Annotated in this window: 13 protein-coding genes and 2 pseudogenes; 13 read left to right on the forward strand and 2 right to left on the reverse strand. The window is 44.0% G+C overall.

Going from position 1 to position 22,391, the window contains the following annotated elements; translation table 11 throughout:
* Nucleotides 1-27: 27 nt before the first annotated feature.
* The 11 genes from KTR06_RS02560 (at nt 28) to KTR06_RS02610 (ending at nt 19,502) form a co-directional block, all read left to right on the forward strand.
* Nucleotides 28-1,668, forward strand: coding sequence for a SusE domain-containing protein (locus KTR06_RS02560; protein WP_008642447.1), 1,641 nt, complete (start codon nt 28-30; stop codon nt 1,666-1,668).
* Nucleotides 1,669-1,768: 100 nt separating this feature from the next.
* Nucleotides 1,769-3,331, forward strand: coding sequence for a hypothetical protein (locus KTR06_RS02565; RefSeq protein WP_008642449.1), 1,563 nt, complete (start codon nt 1,769-1,771; stop codon nt 3,329-3,331).
* Between the two features lie 11 nt (nt 3,332-3,342).
* A complete protein-coding gene (locus KTR06_RS02570; RefSeq protein ID WP_008642450.1) occupies nt 3,343-4,992 on the forward strand; it encodes a hypothetical protein in 1,650 nt (549 codons plus the stop codon).
* 311 nt (nt 4,993-5,303) lie between these two features.
* Entirely contained in the window at nt 5,304-7,511 is a 2,208-nt protein-coding gene (locus KTR06_RS02575; RefSeq protein ID WP_008642452.1) for a glycoside hydrolase family 3 N-terminal domain-containing protein, read from the forward strand.
* A gap of 79 nt (nt 7,512-7,590) precedes the next feature.
* Nucleotides 7,591-10,044, forward strand: coding sequence for a glycoside hydrolase family 3 protein (locus KTR06_RS02580; protein WP_008642455.1), 2,454 nt, complete (start codon nt 7,591-7,593; stop codon nt 10,042-10,044).
* Nucleotides 10,045-10,073: 29 nt separating this feature from the next.
* A complete protein-coding gene (locus KTR06_RS02585) occupies nt 10,074-11,186 on the forward strand; it encodes a glycoside hydrolase family 105 protein (RefSeq protein ID WP_004317169.1) in 1,113 nt (370 codons plus the stop codon).
* Nucleotides 11,187-11,239: 53 nt separating this feature from the next.
* Entirely contained in the window at nt 11,240-13,108 is a 1,869-nt protein-coding gene (locus KTR06_RS02590; RefSeq protein WP_217289937.1) for an FAD-dependent oxidoreductase, read from the forward strand.
* A gap of 7 nt (nt 13,109-13,115) precedes the next feature.
* Nucleotides 13,116-15,182, forward strand: a complete 2,067-nt coding sequence (locus KTR06_RS02595) for an alpha-galactosidase (RefSeq protein WP_217289938.1) — start codon at nt 13,116-13,118, stop codon at nt 15,180-15,182.
* Nucleotides 15,183-15,416: 234 nt separating this feature from the next.
* The gene (locus tag KTR06_RS02600; protein ID WP_217289939.1) at nt 15,417-16,715 is read left to right on the forward strand and encodes an acetylxylan esterase; all 1,299 of its coding nucleotides are present in this window, start codon (nt 15,417-15,419) and stop codon (nt 16,713-16,715) included.
* A gap of 114 nt (nt 16,716-16,829) precedes the next feature.
* Nucleotides 16,830-18,626, forward strand: a complete 1,797-nt coding sequence (locus KTR06_RS02605; protein ID WP_008642463.1) for a glycoside hydrolase family 2 protein — start codon at nt 16,830-16,832, stop codon at nt 18,624-18,626.
* A gap of 21 nt (nt 18,627-18,647) precedes the next feature.
* Nucleotides 18,648-19,502 carry a DUF4886 domain-containing protein gene (locus KTR06_RS02610; protein WP_032842011.1) on the forward strand — a complete coding sequence of 285 codons (855 nt, stop codon included), beginning with the start codon at nt 18,648-18,650 and terminating at the stop codon, nt 19,500-19,502.
* A gap of 146 nt (nt 19,503-19,648) precedes the next feature.
* Here the strand turns inward: KTR06_RS02610 and KTR06_RS02615 are convergent.
* Nucleotides 19,649-20,854: pseudogene (locus KTR06_RS02615) on the reverse strand (ATP-binding protein).
* A gap of 126 nt (nt 20,855-20,980) precedes the next feature.
* Between KTR06_RS02615 and KTR06_RS02620 the strand changes: the two are divergent.
* Nucleotides 20,981-21,103: pseudogene (locus tag KTR06_RS02620) on the forward strand (N-acyl-D-glucosamine 2-epimerase); the annotation flags it as partial.
* Nucleotides 21,076-21,276 (forward strand): hypothetical protein, encoded by a 201-nt coding sequence (locus tag KTR06_RS02625; protein ID WP_004296490.1) that lies wholly within the window; start codon nt 21,076-21,078, stop codon nt 21,274-21,276. The pseudogene KTR06_RS02620 and the gene KTR06_RS02625, both read left to right, overlap by 28 nt.
* 101 nt (nt 21,277-21,377) lie before the next feature.
* Here the strand turns inward: KTR06_RS02625 and KTR06_RS02630 are convergent, their stop codons facing one another.
* Nucleotides 21,378-22,388, reverse strand: a complete 1,011-nt coding sequence (locus KTR06_RS02630) for a 2-oxoacid:ferredoxin oxidoreductase subunit beta (protein ID WP_049701328.1) — start codon at nt 22,386-22,388, stop codon at nt 21,378-21,380.
* Nucleotides 22,389-22,391 lie beyond the last annotated feature (3 nt).

A 22,391-nucleotide genomic window follows, 5' to 3' on the forward strand; every position in this document is an offset into this window, starting at 1 on the left:
TATAATATTAATATATTGAATATAGATATGAAAAACGGATATATATTTAAGAAGAACCTTTTACGGTTCTTCTTCCTGACACTTGCTTCGTGTTTCATAGTAGCATGCAATGATGATGACGATGCTACTAATTCGCTCGACAATCGTACAAGTTTAGTTCTTACTCCTTCTGATTATGAAATAGAACTCAAGGAAGATACCCCGGATGAGGTTGCATTGACGTTAAACTGGACGGAAGCTGACCCAATAGGCTCTGACTATTATATTTCCTATCTTTATAAAATGGATCTGGAAAATAACAGTTTTGGAACAAACACAATGATAAGGGAGTATATTGATGATGATTTTTCTAAAAGTTATACTCATAAAGAATTGCAGAGTTTATTGGTGTCAAAGTGGAAGCAGCAGCCTGGTGATTTAGTAAAGTTACAAGCCCGTATTATCGGTTCTGTAGAAGGGCCTAAGTTTGTAAAACCGGAAGTTTCTACAGTTACTATAAAAGTAAAGATGTATTCTGAAAAGACTTTTGTAGCAGACCATCTTTATATGTCAGGCACAGCTGTTGATGGTGAAGATATTGAAATCTTGCCAATGGAAAGTCAGCCGAAGCGTTATGTTTCCATTTGTGACTTGAAGGCAGGTAATCTTCACTTCCCGATTGTTTGGAAAGATGAAAATAAGATTAATGCCATCTCACCAGTTGCTGCAGAACAACAGATAACTGATGGAGCAATGGAAGCTAAAATTAAGGGGATAGATAATGCTGGATATTGGGTGATTCCTGAAGATGGGCAGTATCGTGTAGTGGTAGATTTTGAAACACGTACCGTTACTATAGGTTTGGCTAGTAATTTTATAGAAGCTGATAAAATCTATATTGCCGGAACTTGTGTTAGCGCAGATGTAGAGATGACTCGCACGATAGAAGATGAAAATCAATATGCGTTCCATGCAGAACTGCAACCAGGTACTATTTATTTCCCGATCTTGTTTAATGGACAGAAAGATATGGCTATTGCTCCGGAAGAATCAGGCGATTTTACAGATGGTACAGCAATGAATATCTCGACAATGAGTCCGGAAACAGCTGCGCTTGGTTATCATTGGAATATTAAGATTGCGGGTGTCTATCGTATTGTGATTAACATAAATACTAAAAAGGTTACGATTTACTCCCCCGAAACAGATCCTAAACCAATGGTTGTTTCGTGGACATGGAACAATAATACGGTGACTACCACTATTGAAAGAGTCTTTATTTGGGGACCATACGATGGATGGGCTAAAGATGGCACTGGTGATACAGGATTCACTATGGCTCATTCTATGACACCTAGTTTGGCAAATCCTTATTTGTTTATATACAAAGGAGCGGAGTTACCCAGAAAGAATTCCATTAAAGACAAAGATGGAAATGCACATCCAGGTGGATTGAACTTTAAAGTCGGACCGCAAAGTGCCGGTTGCTATACTTTTGGTTCAACAGCAGATGCCATCAGAGGATCTTATGACGGTTGCCTTGATATTGCAGAGAGTGACTACAATCAGAAACAGACTGTAGTCGGAGGGCAATCTCATAACCGCTATGCCTTCTTTAGTGTACCTGTAGGAGTTAATTACATAGAATTAGATATTAAAGAACTGACAGTATTCTTTGATAAGAGATAATCAAGCAGGATAAAATTAAGAGTGCTATATCAATCTCGTGATTTTTATATGAATAAAGAGAACAATGATATAGCACTCTTTAAAAAAAACAATTAGTAGTATGGTTATAAGAAAGATAAGTTATTATAGAGTAATTGTGTCTCTTTGTCTGTTTATGTTCCTTTTATCTCCTGTTTTCGGAGACGAGAATTCAGCCGTTTCATTTGATAAGGAACTACCGGAGAATAACATAGTTACGATTCAGCCTGATTCTTTGCGTATTCTTCATAACCCGCTTACAGGATGGGTGCTCTATGCAAGTATGGGAGTGGATGCTGCGGATTTTTGGGCACAGTATGACCATATGTATATTCCTGAACTGGGACACAATGTTAGTGTGACAGATTATGCTCATACGCTTTATATTCGCGCTAGTTGGACAGATTTTAATCCACAGGAAGATGTATATGGTTGGAAAATTGATTCTAATTTGAGAGCATATATTGAAGGAGCTTATCAGCGAAATATGCGCTTGGCATTTCGTGTTGTAGTTGACAGTCGTGATAAGAGAACGGAATTTACTCCTCAATTTGTAAAAGATGCCGGTGCAAAAGGATTTATGAATAAAGGTAAATGGTCACCTTATTCTGACGATCCTGTTTTTCAGAAGTACTATACTAAATTTGTGAAGGCCCTGGCTAAAGATTTCAACGATCCTTCGAAAGTTGAATTTATAGATGGATTCGGACTTGGGAAATGGGGAGAATATCATACAATGATTTATTCAACAGGTGATGATACTCCAAAGAAAGCAGTTTTCGATTGGGTGACAGATATATATTCTCAAGCTTTTGATAAAGTTCCAGTAGTAATTAACTACCATAGATGGATTGGTGCGGGAAAAGATTGGGTAGATGATGAACATTTTGCTGCTGACAGTGAAGAAATGTTGGAAGAAGCAATCAAGAAAGGATATTCATTGCGTCATGATGCATTTGGCATGACAACCTATTATGGCAGTTGGGAGCGTAGGTTCGCAAAAAAATATCGTAATATCTGCCCCATTATTATGGAAGGTGGCTGGATTGTCAAATCACATAGTTATTGGCAGGATCCTAGAGGATATCGTAAGGATTCACACGAGGACGTAAGACGCGGTGAGTTTGATGACAGCAAAGAGGCACATGTCAATATGATGGATTTCCGTTTTGGCGATACAGAGTCTTGGTTTAAAGATGCTTTTGATTTAGTACGCCGATTCCTTCGGGAAGGCGGGTATAGGCTCTACCCCAGTGAGATCTCTTTACCGTTAGAAGTCTCTAAAAAAACAACTCCGACTATTAAACATTGCTGGAACAATTTGGGATGGGGGTACTGTCCTACTAATATTCCGCAATGGAACCAAAAATATAAAGTAGCTTTCGCTTTGCTCGATTCTGAAACGAATGAGGTGCGATATACATTTGTGGATACGAATACTGATTTATCGAAGTGGATAAAAGGAAGTCCCGCTGAATATGTATTTGAGCCGGATATGTCCAAAGTTGAAACGGGTACTTATGTTTGGGCTGTGGGCTTGGTTGACCGGAGTAATAAAGATCTCATAGGGCTGGACATTGCCGCCAAAGGGGATATATTGGATTCGGGCTGGTTAAAATTGTCGAAAGTAAGCATAAAAAAATAAGAGCTATAGGTATGAAGATTAATTTTCAAAATATGTGCAGTTTGAGAAAAATAAGTTGTGGGCTTATTTTTTCTATGGCTATATCATTAGTCGCTTGCGGCAGTGATAATGATGAAGAAGGAGGTGGTAATGGTGATGATGGTTTGGTAGAAGATACTTCTATTCCTGGAAACAGCATTGTCACGGTAAAGCAGAATCGAAATATCATTTTGCATAATCCTCTTTCCGGATGGGTATTATATGCGGGTATTGGTGATGGTTTATCTTCCACATTCTGGCAGGATTATGATAATTTCCCGTCATCGGAAGGCACTGTAAAGGTCTCTGATTATGCAAATACCTTATACCTTCGTGGTGCCTGGGCTGATTTTAATCCTGAAGAAGGAAAATATGCATGGAACTCCGATTGTGATACCCCTTCGGCTAAGCGACTGAAGATGTTGATAGAGGGAGCTAAGCAAAGAAATATGAAATTGGCCTTTACTTTTGTGGTGGATAGCCGTGATAAGCACTATAATTTTACTCCGAATTTTGTAAAAGAGGCTGGCGCGAAAGGATATGAAACACAAACAGGTTCAGTAAAAGTATGGTCTCCCTATCCGGATGATCCTATTTTCCAGAAATATTATGAGAAATTTATCAGGGCTTTGGCTAAGGATTTTAATGATCCCGACAAAGTACAGTTTGTAAGTGGTTCAGGATTTGGAAAATGGGGAGAGTATCATAGTGTATGGTACTATCAGGTGCGTGAGTTGGGAAAACCGGAGCTGCCGACTCGTGAGGCTGTTTTCGATTGGGTGACAGATTTATATTCTCAAGTATTTGATAAAGTTCCTGTGTTTGTAAATTATCATCGTTGGATAGGTACAAGTAAGGAATGGGACGGCAATAATTATGATAAAGATACTGAAAGATTAATAGGAAAAGCAGTAGCTAAAGGATATTCATTACGTCACGATGCGTTTGGTATGAAAACTTATTATTCTACTTGGGAACGCAATTTTATAGCCAAGTGGAAGTATCTCGTTCCTGTAGTAATGGAAGGTGGCTGGGTGAAAAATTCTCATGGAAACTCGATTCAGGGAGATGGATATGCCAATTATGCAGAAGTACGTCAGGGTGAGTTTGATGAGGCTAAAACAGCCTGCGTCAATATGATGGATTTACGCTATAATTCAGACTTTCGCAATGGAGAAACTTATTCATGGTTTAATGAAGCTTTCCAATTAGTTAAACAATTCTGTACAGAAGGAAGCTACCGTTTATTTCCGGACAGAATTTCTTTGCCTACAACTATCTCTAATGGTAAACAGATTGAAATAGCGCACCGTTGGAATAATTTTGGTTGGGGATATTGTCCGACGAATATTCCCCAGTGGAAGAATAAATATAAAGTGGCTTTTGCTTTATTGGACACCAAGAATGATAAACCGAAGTATGTATTTGTTGATGGAGAACCGGAAGCTTGTGATTGGGTGAAAGGTACGGCTAAATCATATACGTTTACAACCCGGATTGAAGGCGTGGAGGCAGGTAAATACATGTGGGCTGTTGGGATTGTTGACACGGCAAAGCAGAATGAGATTGGAATTCACCTTGCTGTAAAGAACAATGTAACATCTGCCGGATGGTTGAAGTTATTTGAAGTTACCGCTCGGTAAGTCATAGTCAATTGCTACGAGATACATTAATTGTTGGAAATGAATGTATTGGCAGGTCATAGTTCTCCGGTTCGTTGGGGATATATCTCCAAGATGTTAGCCATATATATGCTACGTATTGGATCTATATATGCTGCATATTGGATCTATAGATCCAACGTGTTGGGCATATATCTCCAATGAACTGATTGTAAGTAACTGGTACTTAGGTAAATGATAAGTGTATGGAATGGCTGGAATAATTATTTGCTTACGTATTGCTTGATATACATCTGAAAACTAGAAATAATAATTAACTGACGAAAACATTGATGAGAAAAAAAGTTTTGATTTTGGGATTGTGCCTATTGGGAGTCACACATTCTCTTTCGTCAAAAGATAAAAAGAGTATTCCTTTGTATAAGGATGCCAAAGCTCCAATTGAAAAACGTATTGATGATTTAATATCGCGTATGACATTGGAGGAAAAGATTTTGCAGCTAAACCAATATACATTGGGACGAAATAACAATGTGAATAATGTTGGCGAAGAAGTGAAAAAAGTACCGTCAGAGATTGGTTCTTTGATTTACTTTGATATAAATCCAGAGTTGCGTAATAGTATGCAGAAAAAAGCGATGGAAGAATCTCGTTTGGGTATTCCCATCATTTTTGGCTACGATGCTATTCATGGATTTCGCACCATATATCCTATTTCGTTGGGGCAGGCATGTTCATGGAATCCGGGATTGGTAGAACAGGCATGTGCGGTATCTGCACAAGAAGCCCGCATGTCTGGGGTTGATTGGACTTTTTCTCCCATGATCGACGTGGCACGTGATCCTCGATGGGGACGTGTAGCCGAAGGATATGGTGAAGATCCTTATACAAATGGAGTGTTTGCCGCTGCTTCGGTGCGTGGGTATCAGGGAGATGATATGTCAGCAGAGAACCGTATGGCTGCTTGTCTGAAACACTATGTAGGTTATGGTGCTTCGGAGGCTGGGCGAGATTATGTTTATACCGAAATTTCAGCTCAAACTCTTTGGGATACTTATCTGCTGCCCTATGAGATGGGAGTGAAAGCTGGTGCGGCCACTTTGATGAGTTCTTTCAATGACATCAGTGGAGTACCCGGGTCAGCTAATCCTTATATCATGACCGAGATATTAAAGAAACGCTGGAAACATGACGGGTTCATTGTGTCTGACTGGGGGGCTGTGGAACAGTTAAAGAATCAGGGATTAGCCGCTACAAAGAAAGATGCTGCTCAGTATGCTTTTAATGCGGGGCTTGAAATGGATATGATGTCTCATGCCTACGATCGTCATCTGAAAGAGCTTGTAGAGGAAGGTAAGGTAACAATGGCACAAGTTGACGAATCAGTCCGTCGAGTATTGCGTGTAAAATTCCGTCTGGGTTTGTTCGAACGTCCTTATACTCCGGTTACTAATGAGAAGGATCGTTTTTTCCGTCCGCAAAGTATGGCTGTGGCCGCTCAACTGGCAGCAGAATCAATGGTGCTGTTGAAAAATGACAATCAGATATTACCACTTACAAACAAAAAAAAGATTGCCGTAGTAGGTCCAATGGCAAAAAATGGTTGGGACTTATTGGGTTCCTGGTGCGGACATGGAAAAGATACGGATGTGGAAATGCTCTATGATGGGTTGACTGCCGAGTTTGGAGGAGATGCCGAATTACGTTATGCAATGGGATGCAAACCGCAGGGCAATGACCGTTCAGGTTTTGCTGGCGCATTGGACGTTGCTCGTTGGTCTGATGTAGTCATTGTTTGTTTGGGCGAGATGCTTACCTGGAGTGGTGAGAATGCCTCCCGTTCTACGATTGCTTTGCCACAGATTCAGGAAGAATTGGTGAAAGAGCTAAAGGAGGCTGGTAAACCTGTTATATTGGTACTTTCTAATGGACGTCCCTTGGAGTTAAATCGCATGGAACCTCTTTGTGATGCTATATTGGAGATATGGCAACCGGGAATAAATGGTGCACGTTCAATGGCAGGAATTTTATCCGGACGTATCAACCCTTCCGGTAAACTAGCCATGACGTTCCCTTATTCCACAGGACAAATTCCTATTTATTATAATCGCCGCAAGAGCGGACGCGGACATCAGGGATTTTATAAAGATATAACAAGCGATCCGTTATATCCGTTCGGGCATGGATTAAGTTATACCGAATTTAAGTATGGCACTGTTACCCCTTCTGCTACTAAGGTGAAGCGTGGCGATAAACTGTCGGCAGAAGTGACCGTCACCAACACCGGTGCCCGCGATGGAGCAGAGACTGTTCATTGGTTTATCTCCGATCCTTATTGCTCTATCACCCGTCCGGTGAAAGAACTGAAACACTTTGAGAAACAACTTATCAAAGCCGGCGAAACGAAGACTTTCCGTTTCGACATCGACCTGGAACGTGATTTCGGTTTTGTCAATGAGGATGGTAAACGCTTCCTTGAAGCCGGCGAATATCATATTCTGGTACAAGGACAGACCGTTAAAATAGAACTGATAGACTAAAAATGTAAAGAACAAAAGTGTGTGAAGAGCTGATAGCTAAGTTGGTTTTTTACACATATTATATTAACACAGAATCACCATGAAAAAGAAAATAGGAGGCATAGGTTTATGTATGCTTGCATGGAGCATATTAACCTGTGCACAAACAATCACTCCCCAAGCCGAACAACGTGCGAAGGACATTGTATCAAAAATGACTTTGCAAGAGAAAATAGAGTATATCTCCGGATATACCAGTTTTTCTCTGCGTGCCATTCCCCGTTTGGGAATACCTGAAATCAAGTTGGCTGACGGGCCGCAGGGAATTCGTAATCATGCTCCCAAGAGCACTTTATATCCTTCCGGAATACTTTCCGCTTCTACTTGGAACCGGGAATTACTTTATAAGTTAGGGCAAGGCTTGGGACAGGACGCCAAGGCAAGAGGAGTTAATATCCTGTTGGGTCCGGGCGTGAATATCTATCGTGCTCCGTTGTGCGGCCGTAACTTTGAATACTTCGGTGAAGACCCTTACTTGACAGGTGAAACGGCGAAACAATATATCCTGGGAGTACAATCGGAAGGAGTCATTGCTACAATCAAACACTTTGCTGCCAACAACCAGGAATGGAGCCGCCACCATGCCAGCTCTGACATAGACGAACGTACTTTGCAGGAAATCTATTTCCCGGCTTTCCGGAAAGCTGTACAGGAAGCCAATGTCGGCGCCGTAATGAACAGCTACAATCTGTTGAACGGTGTCCATGCCACCGAACATAAATGGCTGAATATTGATGTCTTGCGCAATCTTTGGGGCTTCAAAGGTATTCTGATGTCTGACTGGACTTCCGTATATTCCGCCGTAGGCGCTGCTAACGCCGGACTTGACCTCGAAATGCCGAAAGGACGTTTTATGAATTTGGAGAATCTGTTGCCTGCTATCAAGACTGGCACAGTGACAGAAGAAACCATCAACCTGAAAGTACAACACATCCTGCAAACTCTGATTGCTTATGGTATGCTGGATAAGGAACAGAAAGACAGCAACATCGCAGAGGATAATCCTTTCTCCCGCCAGACAGCTTTAGAACTGGCGCGCGAGGGTGTAGTCCTGTTGAAGAATGAAGGAAACTTGCTCCCGCTGAAAGGAAAGACAGCCGTGATGGGGCCTAATGCAAATTTGATTCCTACCGGTGGCGGTAGTGGGTTTGTCACTCCTTTTTCTACCGTCTCAGTGGCTCAAGGCTTGAAGGAATTGAAGAAAAAGAATCTGTTACTATTGACGGATGATGTGATTTATGAAGATATTGTCCATGAGTTTTATACTGATGCTAATCGTCAGATGAAAGGCTTCAAAGCTGAATACTTTAAAAACAAGACTCTTTCGGGCCAGCCTGAAGTAATACGCACGGAATCCTCTGTTGATTATGACTGGGGATATGGAGCACCTTTGGACGGCTTTCCGACAGATGGATTCTCTGTCCGTTGGACAGCCTGCTACATGCCACAAACTGACGGTCAGTTGAAACTTCATATCGGTGGTGATGACGGTTATCGTCTGTTTGTGAATGACAAGCATATTACGGGAGATTGGGGAAATCATTCCTACTCTAGCCGTGAAGTTGAACTGCCGGTTGAGGGTGGTAAGGAATATCGTTTCCGGATTGAATTCTTTGATAATATTTCTTCGGCCATCATTCGTTTTAATGCTTATAGCCTTAATGAGGCGAAACTTCGTCAAGGATTGGCAAAGGTGGATAATGTTGTGTTCTGCACAGGTTTCAATAGTAATACCGAAGGCGAAGGCTTTGACCGTCCGTTTGCCTTGCTCCGCTATCAGGAATTGTTTATCAAGAAGATTGCGTCCATGCATCCCAATGTTGTGGTTGTGCTGAACGCCGGTGGCGGTGTGGATTTCACCAACTGGTATGATGCCGCAAAAGCGATTCTTATGGCCTGGTATCCGGGACAGGAAGGCGGCCAGGCGATAGCTGAAATCCTGACCGGTAAGATTTCTCCAAGTGGAAAGCTACCGATTTCTATCGAGCGGAAATGGGAAGATAATCCGGTGCACGGCAGTTATTACGAGAACTTAAAGGCGGAGATTAAGCGTGTAGACTATTCCGAAGGTGTCTTTGTCGGTTATCGTGGATACGACCGTTCGGGAAAAGAACCTTTCTATCCGTTTGGCTACGGTTTGTCCTATACTACTTTCGTTTATAGTAATATGGCTGCGGAGAAAACGGGTGAGCATCAGGTTACCGTTAGCTTTGATATAGAGAATACAGGTAAGATGGATGCTTCGGAAGTGGCACAGGTGTATGTGCATGATGTACAGTCTTCTGTTCCCCGTCCGTTGAAAGAACTGAAAGGATATGAAAAGGTATTCTTGAAGAAAGGGGAGAAGAAGCGGGTTTCTGTTGTGCTGGATGAGGATGCGTTCTCTTTTTACGATATGAATCAACACCGCTTTGTAGTGGAAAAAGGAGACTTTGAGATCTTAGTCGGGCCTGCTTCCAGTCAATTGCCTTTAAAGGCTACAGTTGAACTGTAATGACCGAATGATAAACAAATAAATATAGAATGAAAAAAACACTTTTATTGGGAGCGTCTCTGTTATGTTCCGTTTTTATAATGGCAACAGAGATTCCTTTTCAAAAAGCAGAAATAAAGTCTATCATGCGAAAGGTGGCGGATTGGCAGATTGCCAATCCACACCCCGCTCCTGAACATGACGACTTGAACTGGCCGCAAGGTGCTCTTTATGTCGGCATGGTGGATTGGGCGGAATTGGCTGAAAAAGAAGACAATGATGATACATATTATAAGTGGCTTACCCGTATAGGCCGACGGAATTGCTGGCAGCCGGACAAACGGTTTTACCATGCTGATGACATCGCTGTATCACAGTCCTTTTTGGATTTATACCGCAAGTACAAAGACGAAGCAATGATTATCCCTACGCTCGCCCGTACGGAATGGATTGTCAATCATCCATCCGAAGGTAGTTTCAAGCTGGTGGAGGGAGACTTAAAGACCTTGGAACGTTGGACTTGGTGTGATGCTCTCTTTATGGCTCCCCCTGTATATGCCAAACTGTATATGCTGACCGGAGAGAAAAAATATATCAAATTTATGAATCGTGAGTATAAAGCGACTTATGATTACCTGTTCGATAAAGAAGAAAACTTGTTCTACCGTGACTGGCGTTATTTTGATAAGCGCGAAGCCAATGGTAAGAAAGTCTTTTGGGGACGTGGCAACGGTTGGGTGCTTGGTGGTCTGGTTGAAATATTAAAGGAACTGCCCAAGAAAGATAAGAACCGCAAATTCTATGAGGAATTATTTGCAAAACTGGCTACCCGTGTTGCCGGATTACAGCATCCGGACGGTTTCTGGCATGCCAGTCTTTTGGATCCTGCCTCTTATCCATCACCGGAAACGAGTTGCACTACTTTCATTGTCTATTCCATTGCTTATGGAATAAACGAAGGTTTATTGGATAAGGAAATTTATCTTCCTGTAATGATAAAAGGCTGGAATGCATTAGTCTCGGCTGTGGAACCGAATGGGAAACTGGGTTATGTGCAGCAAATCGGTGCCGACCCGAAGAAAGTGACTCGTGACATGACGGAAGTTTATGGAGTTGGTGCTTTTTTGATGGCAGGCAATGAAATTTATAAAATGGCGAGATAATCTGTTCCCTCTGTGAAGATAGTAGACAATAATCATAAAAACGCTGTACTGTGATGAAAAAATTCTTATTGACATGCATAGCCGTAGCTTGTAGCCTTGTGGCTGTAGCCGAAGAACTGCTCATCGAAGCTGAAAGTTTCAGCCAGCGAGGCGGCTGGGTGCTCGACCAGCAGTTCATGGATCAAATGGGTTCGCCCTATCTCATGGCACATGGTATGGGCATCCCTGTGGCGGATGCTACGGCAGAAATCAACATTCCCCAGGCGGGCACTTACTACGTATATGCCCGTACTTACAACTGGACTTCACCTTGGACCGATGCCGAAGGTCCCGGAAAATTCCGCCTGGCTTTAGGCGGCAAATTGCTGAAAGCTACATTAGGACATACAGGTAATTCCTGGCAATGGCAATTTGCCGGAAAGACAGTATTGAAAGCAGGGACTACCACCCTTGCGCTGAAAGACCTCACCGGTTTCGACGGTCGTTGCGATGCCATTTACTTTACGACCGATGCGAACACGCAACCCGCTACCTGGGATACGGCAGAGACAGCGGCACTTCGTACCCGCCTGCGACAACAACAGACGGTGCCCGCTCATCAATACGACTTTGTGGTAGTAGGAGGGGGAATAGCCGGAATGTGTGCTGCCGTATCGGCCGCCCGATTAGGTTGTAAGGTAGCACTAGTGAACGACCGTCCTGTATTGGGCGGCAATAACTCGTCGGAGATTCGTGTACATCTCGGTGGTATCATCGAAATGGGGCCTAATCAGGGATTGGGTCGTATGATACGTGAGTTTGGCCATGAGCGTTCCGGCAATGCCCAACCGGGCGACTACTATGAAGACCGGAAGAAGGAAGACTTTATAGATGCCGAAAAGAACATTACCCTTTATGCCTCTCAGCGTGCGGTAGCCGTGAAGATGCAAGGAGACCGCATTGTGTCAGTCACTATCCAGCACATCGAGACGGGCGAACAAACTGAACTTACTGCTCCTCTCTTTAGCGACTGCACAGGTGATGCTACCATAGGCTATTTAGCCGGTGCCGATTGGGCTATGGGGCGTGAAGGTCGCGATGAATATGGCGAGAGCCTTGCTCCCGAGCAACCCGACTCATTGGTGATGGGGGCTTCTATACAATGGTATAGTAAGGATATGAAGAAGAAAACCTCATTCCCTCATTTTGAATATGGCGTGCGCTTTGACGCTGAAAACTGTGAGCCTGTAACCATGGGCGAGTGGAAATGGGAAACAGGTATGAACCGCAATCAAGTCAGCGAAGCTGAACGTGTACGCGACTATGGACTTTTGGTGATATATTCCAACTGGAGCTATCTGAAAAATCACTATAAAGACCATAAGAAGTATGCCAACCGTTCCCTCGACTGGGTGGCGTATGTTTCAGGCAAACGTGAATCACGCCGTCTCTTGGGCGACTACGTACTGTCACAGGACGATATAGACAAGAATGTGGCGCACGAGGATGCTTCGTTTACCACCACTTGGAGCATCGACCTTCACTTCCCCGACAGCGTGAACAGTGTCCGCTTTCCCGGCAATGAATTCAAGTCGGCTACGGTGCATCGTTGGATTCATCCTTATGCCGTTCCCTATCGCTGTCTCTATTCGCGCAATGTGGACAACCTCTTTATGGCAGGCCGCAATATGAGCTGCACCCATGTAGCTTTGGGTACGGTACGTGTGATGCGTACTACCGGCATGATGGGTGAAGTAGTAGGTATGGCAGCCGGACTCTGCCACAAACATCGTGTAGAGCCGCGCGACATCTATCATCATCACCTGCCGGAACTGAAGCAACTTATGCAAGCGGGTCTGGGCAAACGCGATGTGCCCGATAACCAACGCTTCAACGAACCCAACAAATTGTTGGAAGTTCCGGGAGCTTACATCAAACCGTAGACAAACTATGAGCAAAAAAAATATTATCACGATATTTCTATCGGCAATATGTACCTTGCCGCTTTGGGGAGGACAACAGTATTACGCTTTTCTGAAAGGTGACACGCTACGTATAGGCAATAACTATATGGAACGCGCCATGCTGTGGAATAACGGTGCGCCTGTTACCATCAGCCTTACTGACAAGCAACACGGAAAAAACATTCCGGTACAGGGCAAACAACCCGATTTCTCGATTGTGAAAGGTATCCCTACGGATGCTACACTTACCGTGAACGAGATACCGACGAACGGCATCCACGCCAGTTATCTGCAGGCTACCGTGGCTTGCACTATCGGTTCGCTGAATATAGAGCGTCGCTATCGCATTTATGCAGACTGTCCCGCTATTGCTTGCGACACCTATCTGAAAGGGCAAGTGGAACTTTATCAGAATAAGGAGGATAACCGTTCTAACGCTGACCGCAAAAATATAGAGCACACGGCCGATATGGCTACGGGGGTGAAAACTCCCACGCTCGACAGGTTGCAACTATCCGGCAATCATTGGAGTGCCCGCACAATAGAGTTTTTCGACTACACCGATTGGAACGACAATCTGGTGGCCGGGCGTACCTGGCTTCCTTACCGTCGCAATACGTATCGTGGTAATTTGCTTTTTGCTCATGACGTAGTTACGCGTCAAGGCTTCTTTTTTTTGAAAGAGGCTCCTAGCAGCAGTACCCAATTACATTATCCGGGTTCTGACTTCGTGGCGGACTTTAGCGATTTTATGGTAGTGGGGCTGGGCATTGCGTCTCATGATGTAAAGCCGGATAGCTGGACCCGCGTTTATGGATGCGTTACCGGCATCTATACCGGCGGCGAGCAAGAAGCGCTTACTGCCTTGCGCCTCTATCAGAAACAATTGCGCCATCATACCGCCGTACAGGATGAGATGATTATGCTCAATACCTGGGGCGACCGTAGCCAGGATGCCAAAATAGATGAGGCTTTCTGTCTGGCAGAACTAGACCGTGCCGCACGCATGGGCATTACCCTCTTTCAACTGGACGATGGCTGGCAGAGCGGAAAAAGCCCTAACTCGAAGACTGCCGGAGGTAGTTTTAAGGATATCTGGAAAAGTGGCGATTACTGGACGCCCAACCCCACAAAGTTCCCTCATGGGCTGAAACCTATTGTAGAGAAAGGCAAGAAATTGGGTATTCGCATCGGATTATGGTTCAATCCCAGCATACAGAATGATTTTGCCGATTGGCAAAAAGATGCGCAAGCCATTATCGGACTTTATAAGAAGTACGGCATCTGCTGTTTTAAGATAGACGGCCTGCAGATACCTACCAAGACAGCCGAACAGAATCTACGCCGACTGTTTGATACCGTGTTGGAGCAAACCAACTATGAAGTGATTTTCAACCTCGATGCCACTGCCGGTCGTCGCGGCGGGTATCACTATATGAACGAGTACGGCAACATCTTTCTGGAAAACCGCTATACCGATTGGGGCAACTATTACCCTTATCGCACCTTGCGCAACCTCTGGATGCTGTCTCGCTATGTACCGGCGGAGAAGATGCAGATAGAGTTCCTTAATAAATGGCGCAATGCCGACAAGTATGACGCTGCCGATCCTTTTGCCCCCGCCCGTTACAGTTTCGATTACCTCTTTGCCATCACCTTGGCGGCACAGCCGTTGGCTTGGATGGAGGCTTCGAACCTGCCCGAAGAGGCTTATATTACGGCATCTCTGCTCAAGAAATACCAACCTTTGCAACTCCGGTTTCATCAAGGCGTCATACTGCCTATTGGTGAAGAACCTTCGGGACGCTCGTGGACAGGATTCCAATCGACCGTTTCCGGCACGCAAGGCTATCTTGTAGTTTACCGCGAAGATAATGAGCAAGCCAGGGGGACTATTGACACTTGGCTTCCTGAGGGTAAGAAAGTTACTTTTACCCCTGTAATGGGAAGTGGCAAAAAGTTTGCCGCAAAAGTCGGCGCACAGGGTAGAGTAAGTTTCGAGCTAAATGACAAGAACTCTTTCACACTCTATCAATACGAAGTAAAACCATAAAAAGGCGGCTATCTGTATTTTACGCTAATCACGAATGATGTGTTAACTTCTGATTCGCAGAGTGTTATGATGTGTGGAGAGGAGCATTAATATCTCTGCTGTTGGATGTTAATAGTTGAGTTGTCAGGTATTAATAGTTGGGCGGATAGGTATTAATAGTTGAGACAATGGGTATTAATAGCTGATAAATGGAATATTAATATAGCAATGACAAATGAAATAAAATAGGGAACTATGATAAAAAGTGTACGTTTTCTTCTTCTCCTGATAGCATTTGTCTCCATGCAGATAGTTGCATGGGGGCAGCCACAGGAAAGACTGGTTCAAGTGCAGGTCACTCCCGACCACACCAATTGGCTGTATAAACCGGGAGAAAAAGTGAAATTCAAAGTGGCGGTATTGAAATGCAATATCCCGCAGGATAATCTGGAAGTGCGCTATGAGATTTCGGAAGACATGATGAAACCTCATCAGACAGGCAAACAGCCTTTGAAGAATGAAAAGCTTGAAATTAACGCAGGGACTATGAAAAAAGAAGGGTTCCTGCGTTGCCGCGCTTTCGTCACTTGCCAAGGGCGTGAGTATGAAGGCGTGGCTACCGTCGGCTTCTCTCCTGAGAAATTGCAACCGACCACTCCGTTGCCCGCCGACTTTCTGGAATTTTGGAAAAGCACCAAAGAAGCCGCAGAAAAGTGGGCACTGGAACCGATAATGACTTTACTGCCGGAAAGGTGCACAGATAAGGTGAACGTATATCATGTTTCCTTCGCGAACAATGACTATGCGTCCCGTATGTACGGCATCCTTTGTGTTCCGAAGGCTTCCGGGAAATATCCGGCGATTCTGAAAGTGCCGGGGGCAGGTATCCGTGCCTATAACGGAGAAGCCGAACGTGCCGGAAAAGGTTTTATCATTCTGGAAATCGGTATCCACGGCATTCCGGTCAACCTGACGGGAGATGTGTATCATCGGCTTTATAACGGTGCTTTGAAGAATTACCACTCGTTCAATATGGACAATCGGGACAAGTACTATTACAAACGGGTTTATACAGGCTGTGTGAGAGCCATTGATTTCATTTACACACTTCCCGAATTTAACGGTAACCTGGCAACCTTCGGAGGAAGCCAGGGCGGTGCGCTTTCCATTGTGATTGCCGGACTGGATGACCGTGTCAAGGGATTGGTTTCTTTCTATCCAGCCTTGTGTGATATGGCGGGTTATGCCCACGGTCGTGCAGGCGGTTGGCCGCATTTGTTTAAGGATGCGAAGAACCGGACGCCGGAAAAGATGAAAACCGTTCAGTATTTTGATGTGGTGAACTTTGCCCGGCAGGTCAAAGTTCCGGGATTCTATACTTTTGGTTATAATGATATGGTCTGTCCGCCTACCACCACTTACTCCGCTTACAACGTGATTAATGCTCCGAAAGAGCTGTTTGTAGCTGAGACGACCGCTCATTATGCCTATGCCGAACAGTGGAGCGCAGCCTGGAACTGGGTAATGAATTTCCTGAAAAATAAATCGAAATAGCACGGATTACACGGATTAACACTGTTGTTTTACCTATTCTATTCTAAAAACCGTGAGATCCGTATAATCCGTGCCTGAACTTATTATATACACTAATTATAACAACATACTTAAATGAAAACAGGTGAGAAATTAAGTCTATGTCTATTGTTGCTAATCGTTTTTGCCGGAAGCGTTGCGGCACAGGAGCTGATAACGAATGTATATGGTCGCAACATCCATTCGCTGAATGGTAAATGGAATGCTATCATCGACCTGTACGACCAGGGGCAACGGATGAAAATCTATGAGAACCGGCAACCGGAAGGAAATATTGATTTCTACGAATACGCGTTTGAAGGCGGGTTGCGTCTTAATGTTCCGGGTGACTGGAACTCTCAATCGCCCGAATTGAAGTATTACGAAGGCACTGTATGGTATGCCCGTCACTTTGATGCCAAACGCTTGGCAGACAAACGCCAGTTTCTTTATTTCGGTGCTGTCAGCTATCGTTGCAAAGTCTACCTGAACGGAAAAGAGATAGCAGAGCACGAAGGCGGTTTTACTCCTTTCCAAGTGGAAGTGACAGACCTGTTGAAAGACGGTGACAACTTCCTGGCGGTAGAAGTGAACAACCGCCGTACCAAAGACGCCATTCCCGCTATGGCATTCGACTGGTGGAACTATGGCGGCATCACAAGAGATGTGCTGCTGGTGAAAACTCCCCGGACATTTATAGAAGATTATTTTATCCAACTGGATAAAAATGCTCCCGACCGGATAATTGCCCGTGTGCGTCTTTCTGATAAAAAAGCAGGTGAGAAAGTAACAGTTGCCATCCCCGAACTCAAAATCAACGCGGAGCTCACCACCGATGCAGAAGGAAAGGCGGAAACCGTGTTGAATGCGAAGAAGCTGCAACGCTGGTCGCCTGAAGAACCGAAACTCTATGGCGTGACCGTCTCTTCAAGTATCGACCGTGTGGAAGAGCAAATAGGCTTCCGCAATATCACCGTGAAAGGAACTGACATTTACCTGAACGGGAAGCCGACATTTATGTGCTGTATCTCTTTCCACGAAGAAATCCCGCAACGTATGGGGCGTGCTTTCTCGGAAGCCGATGCAGCCATGTTGCTGAATGAAGCGAAAGCGCTTGGCGTGAACATGATTCGCCTGGCTCATTATCCGCAGAATGAGTACACGGTACGCCTGGCGGAAAAGATGGGCTTCCTTCTCTGGCAGGAGATTCCCATTTGGCAAGGCATTGACTTTACAGACGATGATACCCGTAAGAAAGCGCAGAGGATGCTTTCTGAAATGATTAAGCGCGATCAAAACCGTTGCGCGGTAGGTTATTGGGGTGTTGCCAATGAAACACAGCCTTCCAAAGAACGGAATGAATTCCTTACTTCCTTGCTCGAAACGGGAAAGCAGCTGGACACTACCCGCCTGTATGTTGCCGCTTTCGACCTTGTGCACTTCAATAGCGAAAAACAGCGTTTTGTAATGGAAGATTCTTTTACTTCCCAACTGGACGTCGTAGCTATCAATAAATATATGGGCTGGTATCATCCGTGGCCTGTGGAACCGAAAGACGCTATATGGGAAGTCGTGACGGACAAACCGTTGATTATCTCGGAATTTGGCGGCGAAGCATTGTACGGTCAGTCTGGTGATGAGAACGTAGTCAGCTCTTGGAGTGAAGAATACCAGGCACGCTTGTACAGAGACAATATCCGTATGTTCGACAATATCCCGAACCTGCGTGGCGTTTCTCCCTGGATTCTGTTCGACTTCCGTTCCCCATTCCGTTTCCACCCCACCAATCAGGATGGCTGGAACCGCAAAGGACTCATATCCGACCAGGGTATGCGTAAGAAAGCGTGGTATCTGATGAGAGATTATTACATGAAAAAGAGAAATAACCGATAAGTTTAGTTATATTTGAATATAATGAAGCAATATAGAAATGTAGTGATTTGTATGTGCATACTGCTCCTTCTTGCCGGAGGAACGTATGCACAGCAAAAAACGGTCAGGATACTTGCCATCGGCAACAGCTTCTCGCAGGATGCCGTGGAGCAATATCTGCATGAACTTGCAGAAGCCGAAGGCATTTCAACCATCATCGGCAATATGTTTATCGGCGGCTGTTCCCTGGAACGTCATGTGAAAAATGCCCGTGACAATGCTCCTGCCTATGCCTACCGGAAAATCGGTACGGATGGAAAGAAACGGGAAAAGGGCAAGATGTCTTTGGAAGCGGTGCTGGCAGATGAAGACTGGGATTACGTCAGCCTGCAACAGGCAAGTCCTTTTTCGGGAATGTATGAGACGTATGAAGCCTCTCTTCCCGAGCTCATAGAATATGTAAAAGTACGCCTTCCAAAAAAAACAAAGCTGATGCTGCACCAAACCTGGGCGTATGCGTCTACTTCCAAGCATAGTGGATTTAAAAACTACAACTGCAATCAACTGACCATGTATCAGGCTATTGCCGATGCAGTGAAGAAAGCGGCTAAGGCGAATAAGATAAAGATTGTCATCCCTTCGGGCACTGCCATACAAAATGCGCGCACCTCTTTCATCGGCGACCACCTGAATCGGGACGGCTATCATCTGGATGTGAAGATTGGACGTTATACCGCTGCCTGTACCTGGTTCGAACGCATCTTCAAACACAATGTAGTCGGGAATCCTTATGCCCCGGAAGGGTTGGATGAGGCGAGGAAAGCTGTTGCCCAGAAAGCTGCCCATGCAGCAGTAAAGCATCCGTATAAGGTAACCGAGCTGTCTATTACTAACTAACAATGGACATTGCCGCCTGTCTTGCAGCAAACCCCATGGTATTATAGATGACTTGACTCAAATGTAAATGCAGCACACCAAAGGCGATTTGATTGCTCGTGGTAACCTAATGGTGTACTGCATTTATTTTTCGTATATCGTATGGTTTACTCCATTAAGAACTGGCGTATGGGACAATGACGTATGCCCTCGTAGCTGTTTCCGCTGAATGTATCTTCTGTTACCACTATTTTGGGATAGTTGTCCTGTATCTTTAGCAGGTTTCCAAATTCTCTTTCTGCTGTCTTGTCGCTATCTATTTTTAAAGCGACCTGTATATATAGTTTTTCTCCATTCTTTTCTCCGATAAGGTCAATTTCCTTATCTCCGTAATAACCAACCTTAATATCGTAACCTTTGTATAAAAGGTGGTTATACACTAGATTTTCCAATATTTTAGCTTTGTCTGTAATGCGATATCCGATGACAATGTTCCGGATCCCCATATTTTCGAAATAATATTTCTCTCCTATCTCAAATACACGTTTTCCAATCAAATCATACCGCTCTACCCGGTGGATCAGGAAAGCATTGTTTAAATATTCCGTATAGCTTTGTATTTGGTTAACTGATATGGTGGTATGTTGTGATTTTAAATAATCACTGATATTCTTTGCCGAAAAGAGATTGCCTATGTTTTCGGATAAAAATTGAATCAGTTTCTCAAGGAACAAAGTATTGCGTAACTTGTATCTACTGACAACATCACGAAATACAATCGTGGACTATACACTCTTCAAATATTCATTGACCGTTTCATCTTCGAGAGGGAGATTTAATAAATAGGGAAGTCCGCCATAACGGCTATATAATTCGTAACTCGTTTCACTTTCAGTTAATCCGTGGAATTCAAGAAACTCAGAATAGGAGAGACTATATATTTTGAATTCGATATATCTGCCACTTAAATAGGTGGCGAGTTCTCCTGAAAGCATCTTGGCGTTACTACCTGTAATGTATATATCATTATCTTCATTGAGTAGGAGCGAACGGATGACTTTTTCAAACCCGGGAATATCTTGTATTTCATCGATAAAGATATAATTCTTAACTTTTTCTTTGCTATGAGAAATGATGTACGGGTGTAAATCTTCTGCTGTTTGTTGAGAACTGAATGTAAAATCTTCAAGATTGACATAGATAATATTCGCATCCGGTTCTTCTGCTAAAATTTCTTCAATAAGCTGGTAAAGGAGGAAACTTTTGCCTACACGGCGTTGCCCTGTTAACACCTTGATTACAGATTTTTGCATAAAAGGTTTTATTCGGTCAATATAACCTTTTCTTTTTTTAAGGATTCGAGGGAAGTTCATACGCCTAAAAGTTTTAATTATACTTCAAACTTTTATAGATTTAATGAAATGTTTTAATCATACTTCAAACTCAGTGAAATGATGTAGGAGGCTTGAGTAACTCAAGTACATGGCTCGGCTTGCTTCGGTGAATGGTACTGGAGCCTTTCGGCTGATGGGACTGTCAACCGTGAGGATGATAAAGCCGGATTTTGGAAATGTCCTTACCATAACGGGCGTATGTGTATGGAGATAATGGAGCGCTTTTGATTTCATTGCAGCCGTTTAGTTCCAACCCTGTTTGGAACTGTTTGTTTCTCGGCGTGAAACACTTTGTTTCCCTGCTTGAAACATTTCGTTTCTCGGTGAGAAACAAATGGTTTCATGGCATGAAACAAATCACGGCTTGTGGGGTGACGCCCAGTATGCTGTGGGATGACTGAAGATGACCTTTAAGTAAACTTGAGGTGTATTTATAATGAAAGCTGGAGAAAGGGATTGTTTTATCCTTCCTCCAGCTTTTATATTATTGATGAGCAGTGAATTACTTCACTTCCCAAGTCTCATTAGTCATCAACAGCTCCTGGAAATTGTGATATTTCTTCTTGCCTTTGATTTCTTCGATTTGTTCAACGACAGCATCGTTGTAAGTCGGAGCGTCTACATCACGGATTACACCGAGTGCAATCGGGAAGTCGGGACCTTCCATCAAAGCCAGTTTCAGTTGAAGCGTATTATCTTGGCAGTGTGCGTCGTGGATAAGGATATCCTTTTCTGTGATACCGTTCTCACCCAGTTTCACTGCCTTCAGCCCGAAGCCTTCCTGCATCAATCCGAACTCCTTGTTTTCACCAAATAACATAGGTTTGCCATGTTCCAGATAGATAGCATTCTTGGCACGTCCTTCTTTGGTGGCAACGCTGGCGTGAGTTCCGTCGTTGAAGATCACGCAGTTTTGTAGAACTTCTACAACAGAAGCACCTTTGTGATTGGCTGCTGCTTTCAACACTTCTACAGAAGCGGCACCATCTACTGCAATGCAGCGTGCAAAGAAACGTCCGCGGGCGCCAAAAGCCAGCTCTGCCGGATGGAACGGGTCTTCCACTGTTCCGTAAGGAGATGATTTGGTGACAAGTCCGCGTTCTGAAGTCGGTGAATATTGTCCCTTTGTCAAACCGTAGATACGGTTGTTCAGAAGAATCATATTCAGGTCGACGTTACGGCGTAATGCATGGATGAAGTGGTTACCACCAATTGCCAAACCGTCACCGTCACCGGAAATCTGCCAGATAGTCAAATTAGGATTAGCTACTTTGGCTCCTGTTGCAACAGCGGCTGCACGTCCGTGGATGGTGTGGAAACCGTATGTATTTACATAATAAGGCAGACGGGAAGAACAACCGATACCCGATATTACGGCAATATCGTGCGGAGCTGTTCCCAATTCGGCCATGGCTTTGTGCAGTGAATTCAGGAAAGCGTGGTCACCGCATCCCGGACACCAGCGTGGCTGACCTGATTTATAATCTTGTACGGTATATACTTTATCGCTCATCTT

Origin of the sequence: Bacteroides sp. MSK.20.12 (assembly GCF_019052435.1) — a bacterium.
Taxonomy (GTDB): domain Bacteria; phylum Bacteroidota; class Bacteroidia; order Bacteroidales; family Bacteroidaceae; genus Bacteroides; species Bacteroides xylanisolvens.

Coding starts and splice junctions, on each gene's coding strand:
- KTR06_RS02585 (WP_004317169.1), top strand. CDS start 10,074: ATGAAAAAAACACTTTTATTGGGAGCGTCTCTGTTATGTTCCGTTTTT.
- KTR06_RS02575 (WP_008642452.1), top strand. CDS start 5,304: ATGAGAAAAAAAGTTTTGATTTTGGGATTGTGCCTATTGGGAGTCACA.
- KTR06_RS02630 (WP_049701328.1), bottom strand. CDS start 22,388: ATGAGCGATAAAGTATATACCGTACAAGATTATAAATCAGGTCAGCCA.
- KTR06_RS02565 (WP_008642449.1), top strand. CDS start 1,769: ATGGTTATAAGAAAGATAAGTTATTATAGAGTAATTGTGTCTCTTTGT.
- KTR06_RS02605 (WP_008642463.1), top strand. CDS start 16,830: ATGAAAACAGGTGAGAAATTAAGTCTATGTCTATTGTTGCTAATCGTT.
- KTR06_RS02595 (WP_217289938.1), top strand. CDS start 13,116: ATGAGCAAAAAAAATATTATCACGATATTTCTATCGGCAATATGTACC.
- KTR06_RS02590 (WP_217289937.1), top strand. CDS start 11,240: ATGAAAAAATTCTTATTGACATGCATAGCCGTAGCTTGTAGCCTTGTG.
- KTR06_RS02580 (WP_008642455.1), top strand. CDS start 7,591: ATGAAAAAGAAAATAGGAGGCATAGGTTTATGTATGCTTGCATGGAGC.
- KTR06_RS02610 (WP_032842011.1), top strand. CDS start 18,648: ATGAAGCAATATAGAAATGTAGTGATTTGTATGTGCATACTGCTCCTT.
- KTR06_RS02560 (WP_008642447.1), top strand. CDS start 28: ATGAAAAACGGATATATATTTAAGAAGAACCTTTTACGGTTCTTCTTC.
- KTR06_RS02570 (WP_008642450.1), top strand. CDS start 3,343: ATGAAGATTAATTTTCAAAATATGTGCAGTTTGAGAAAAATAAGTTGT.
- KTR06_RS02600 (WP_217289939.1), top strand. CDS start 15,417: ATGATAAAAAGTGTACGTTTTCTTCTTCTCCTGATAGCATTTGTCTCC.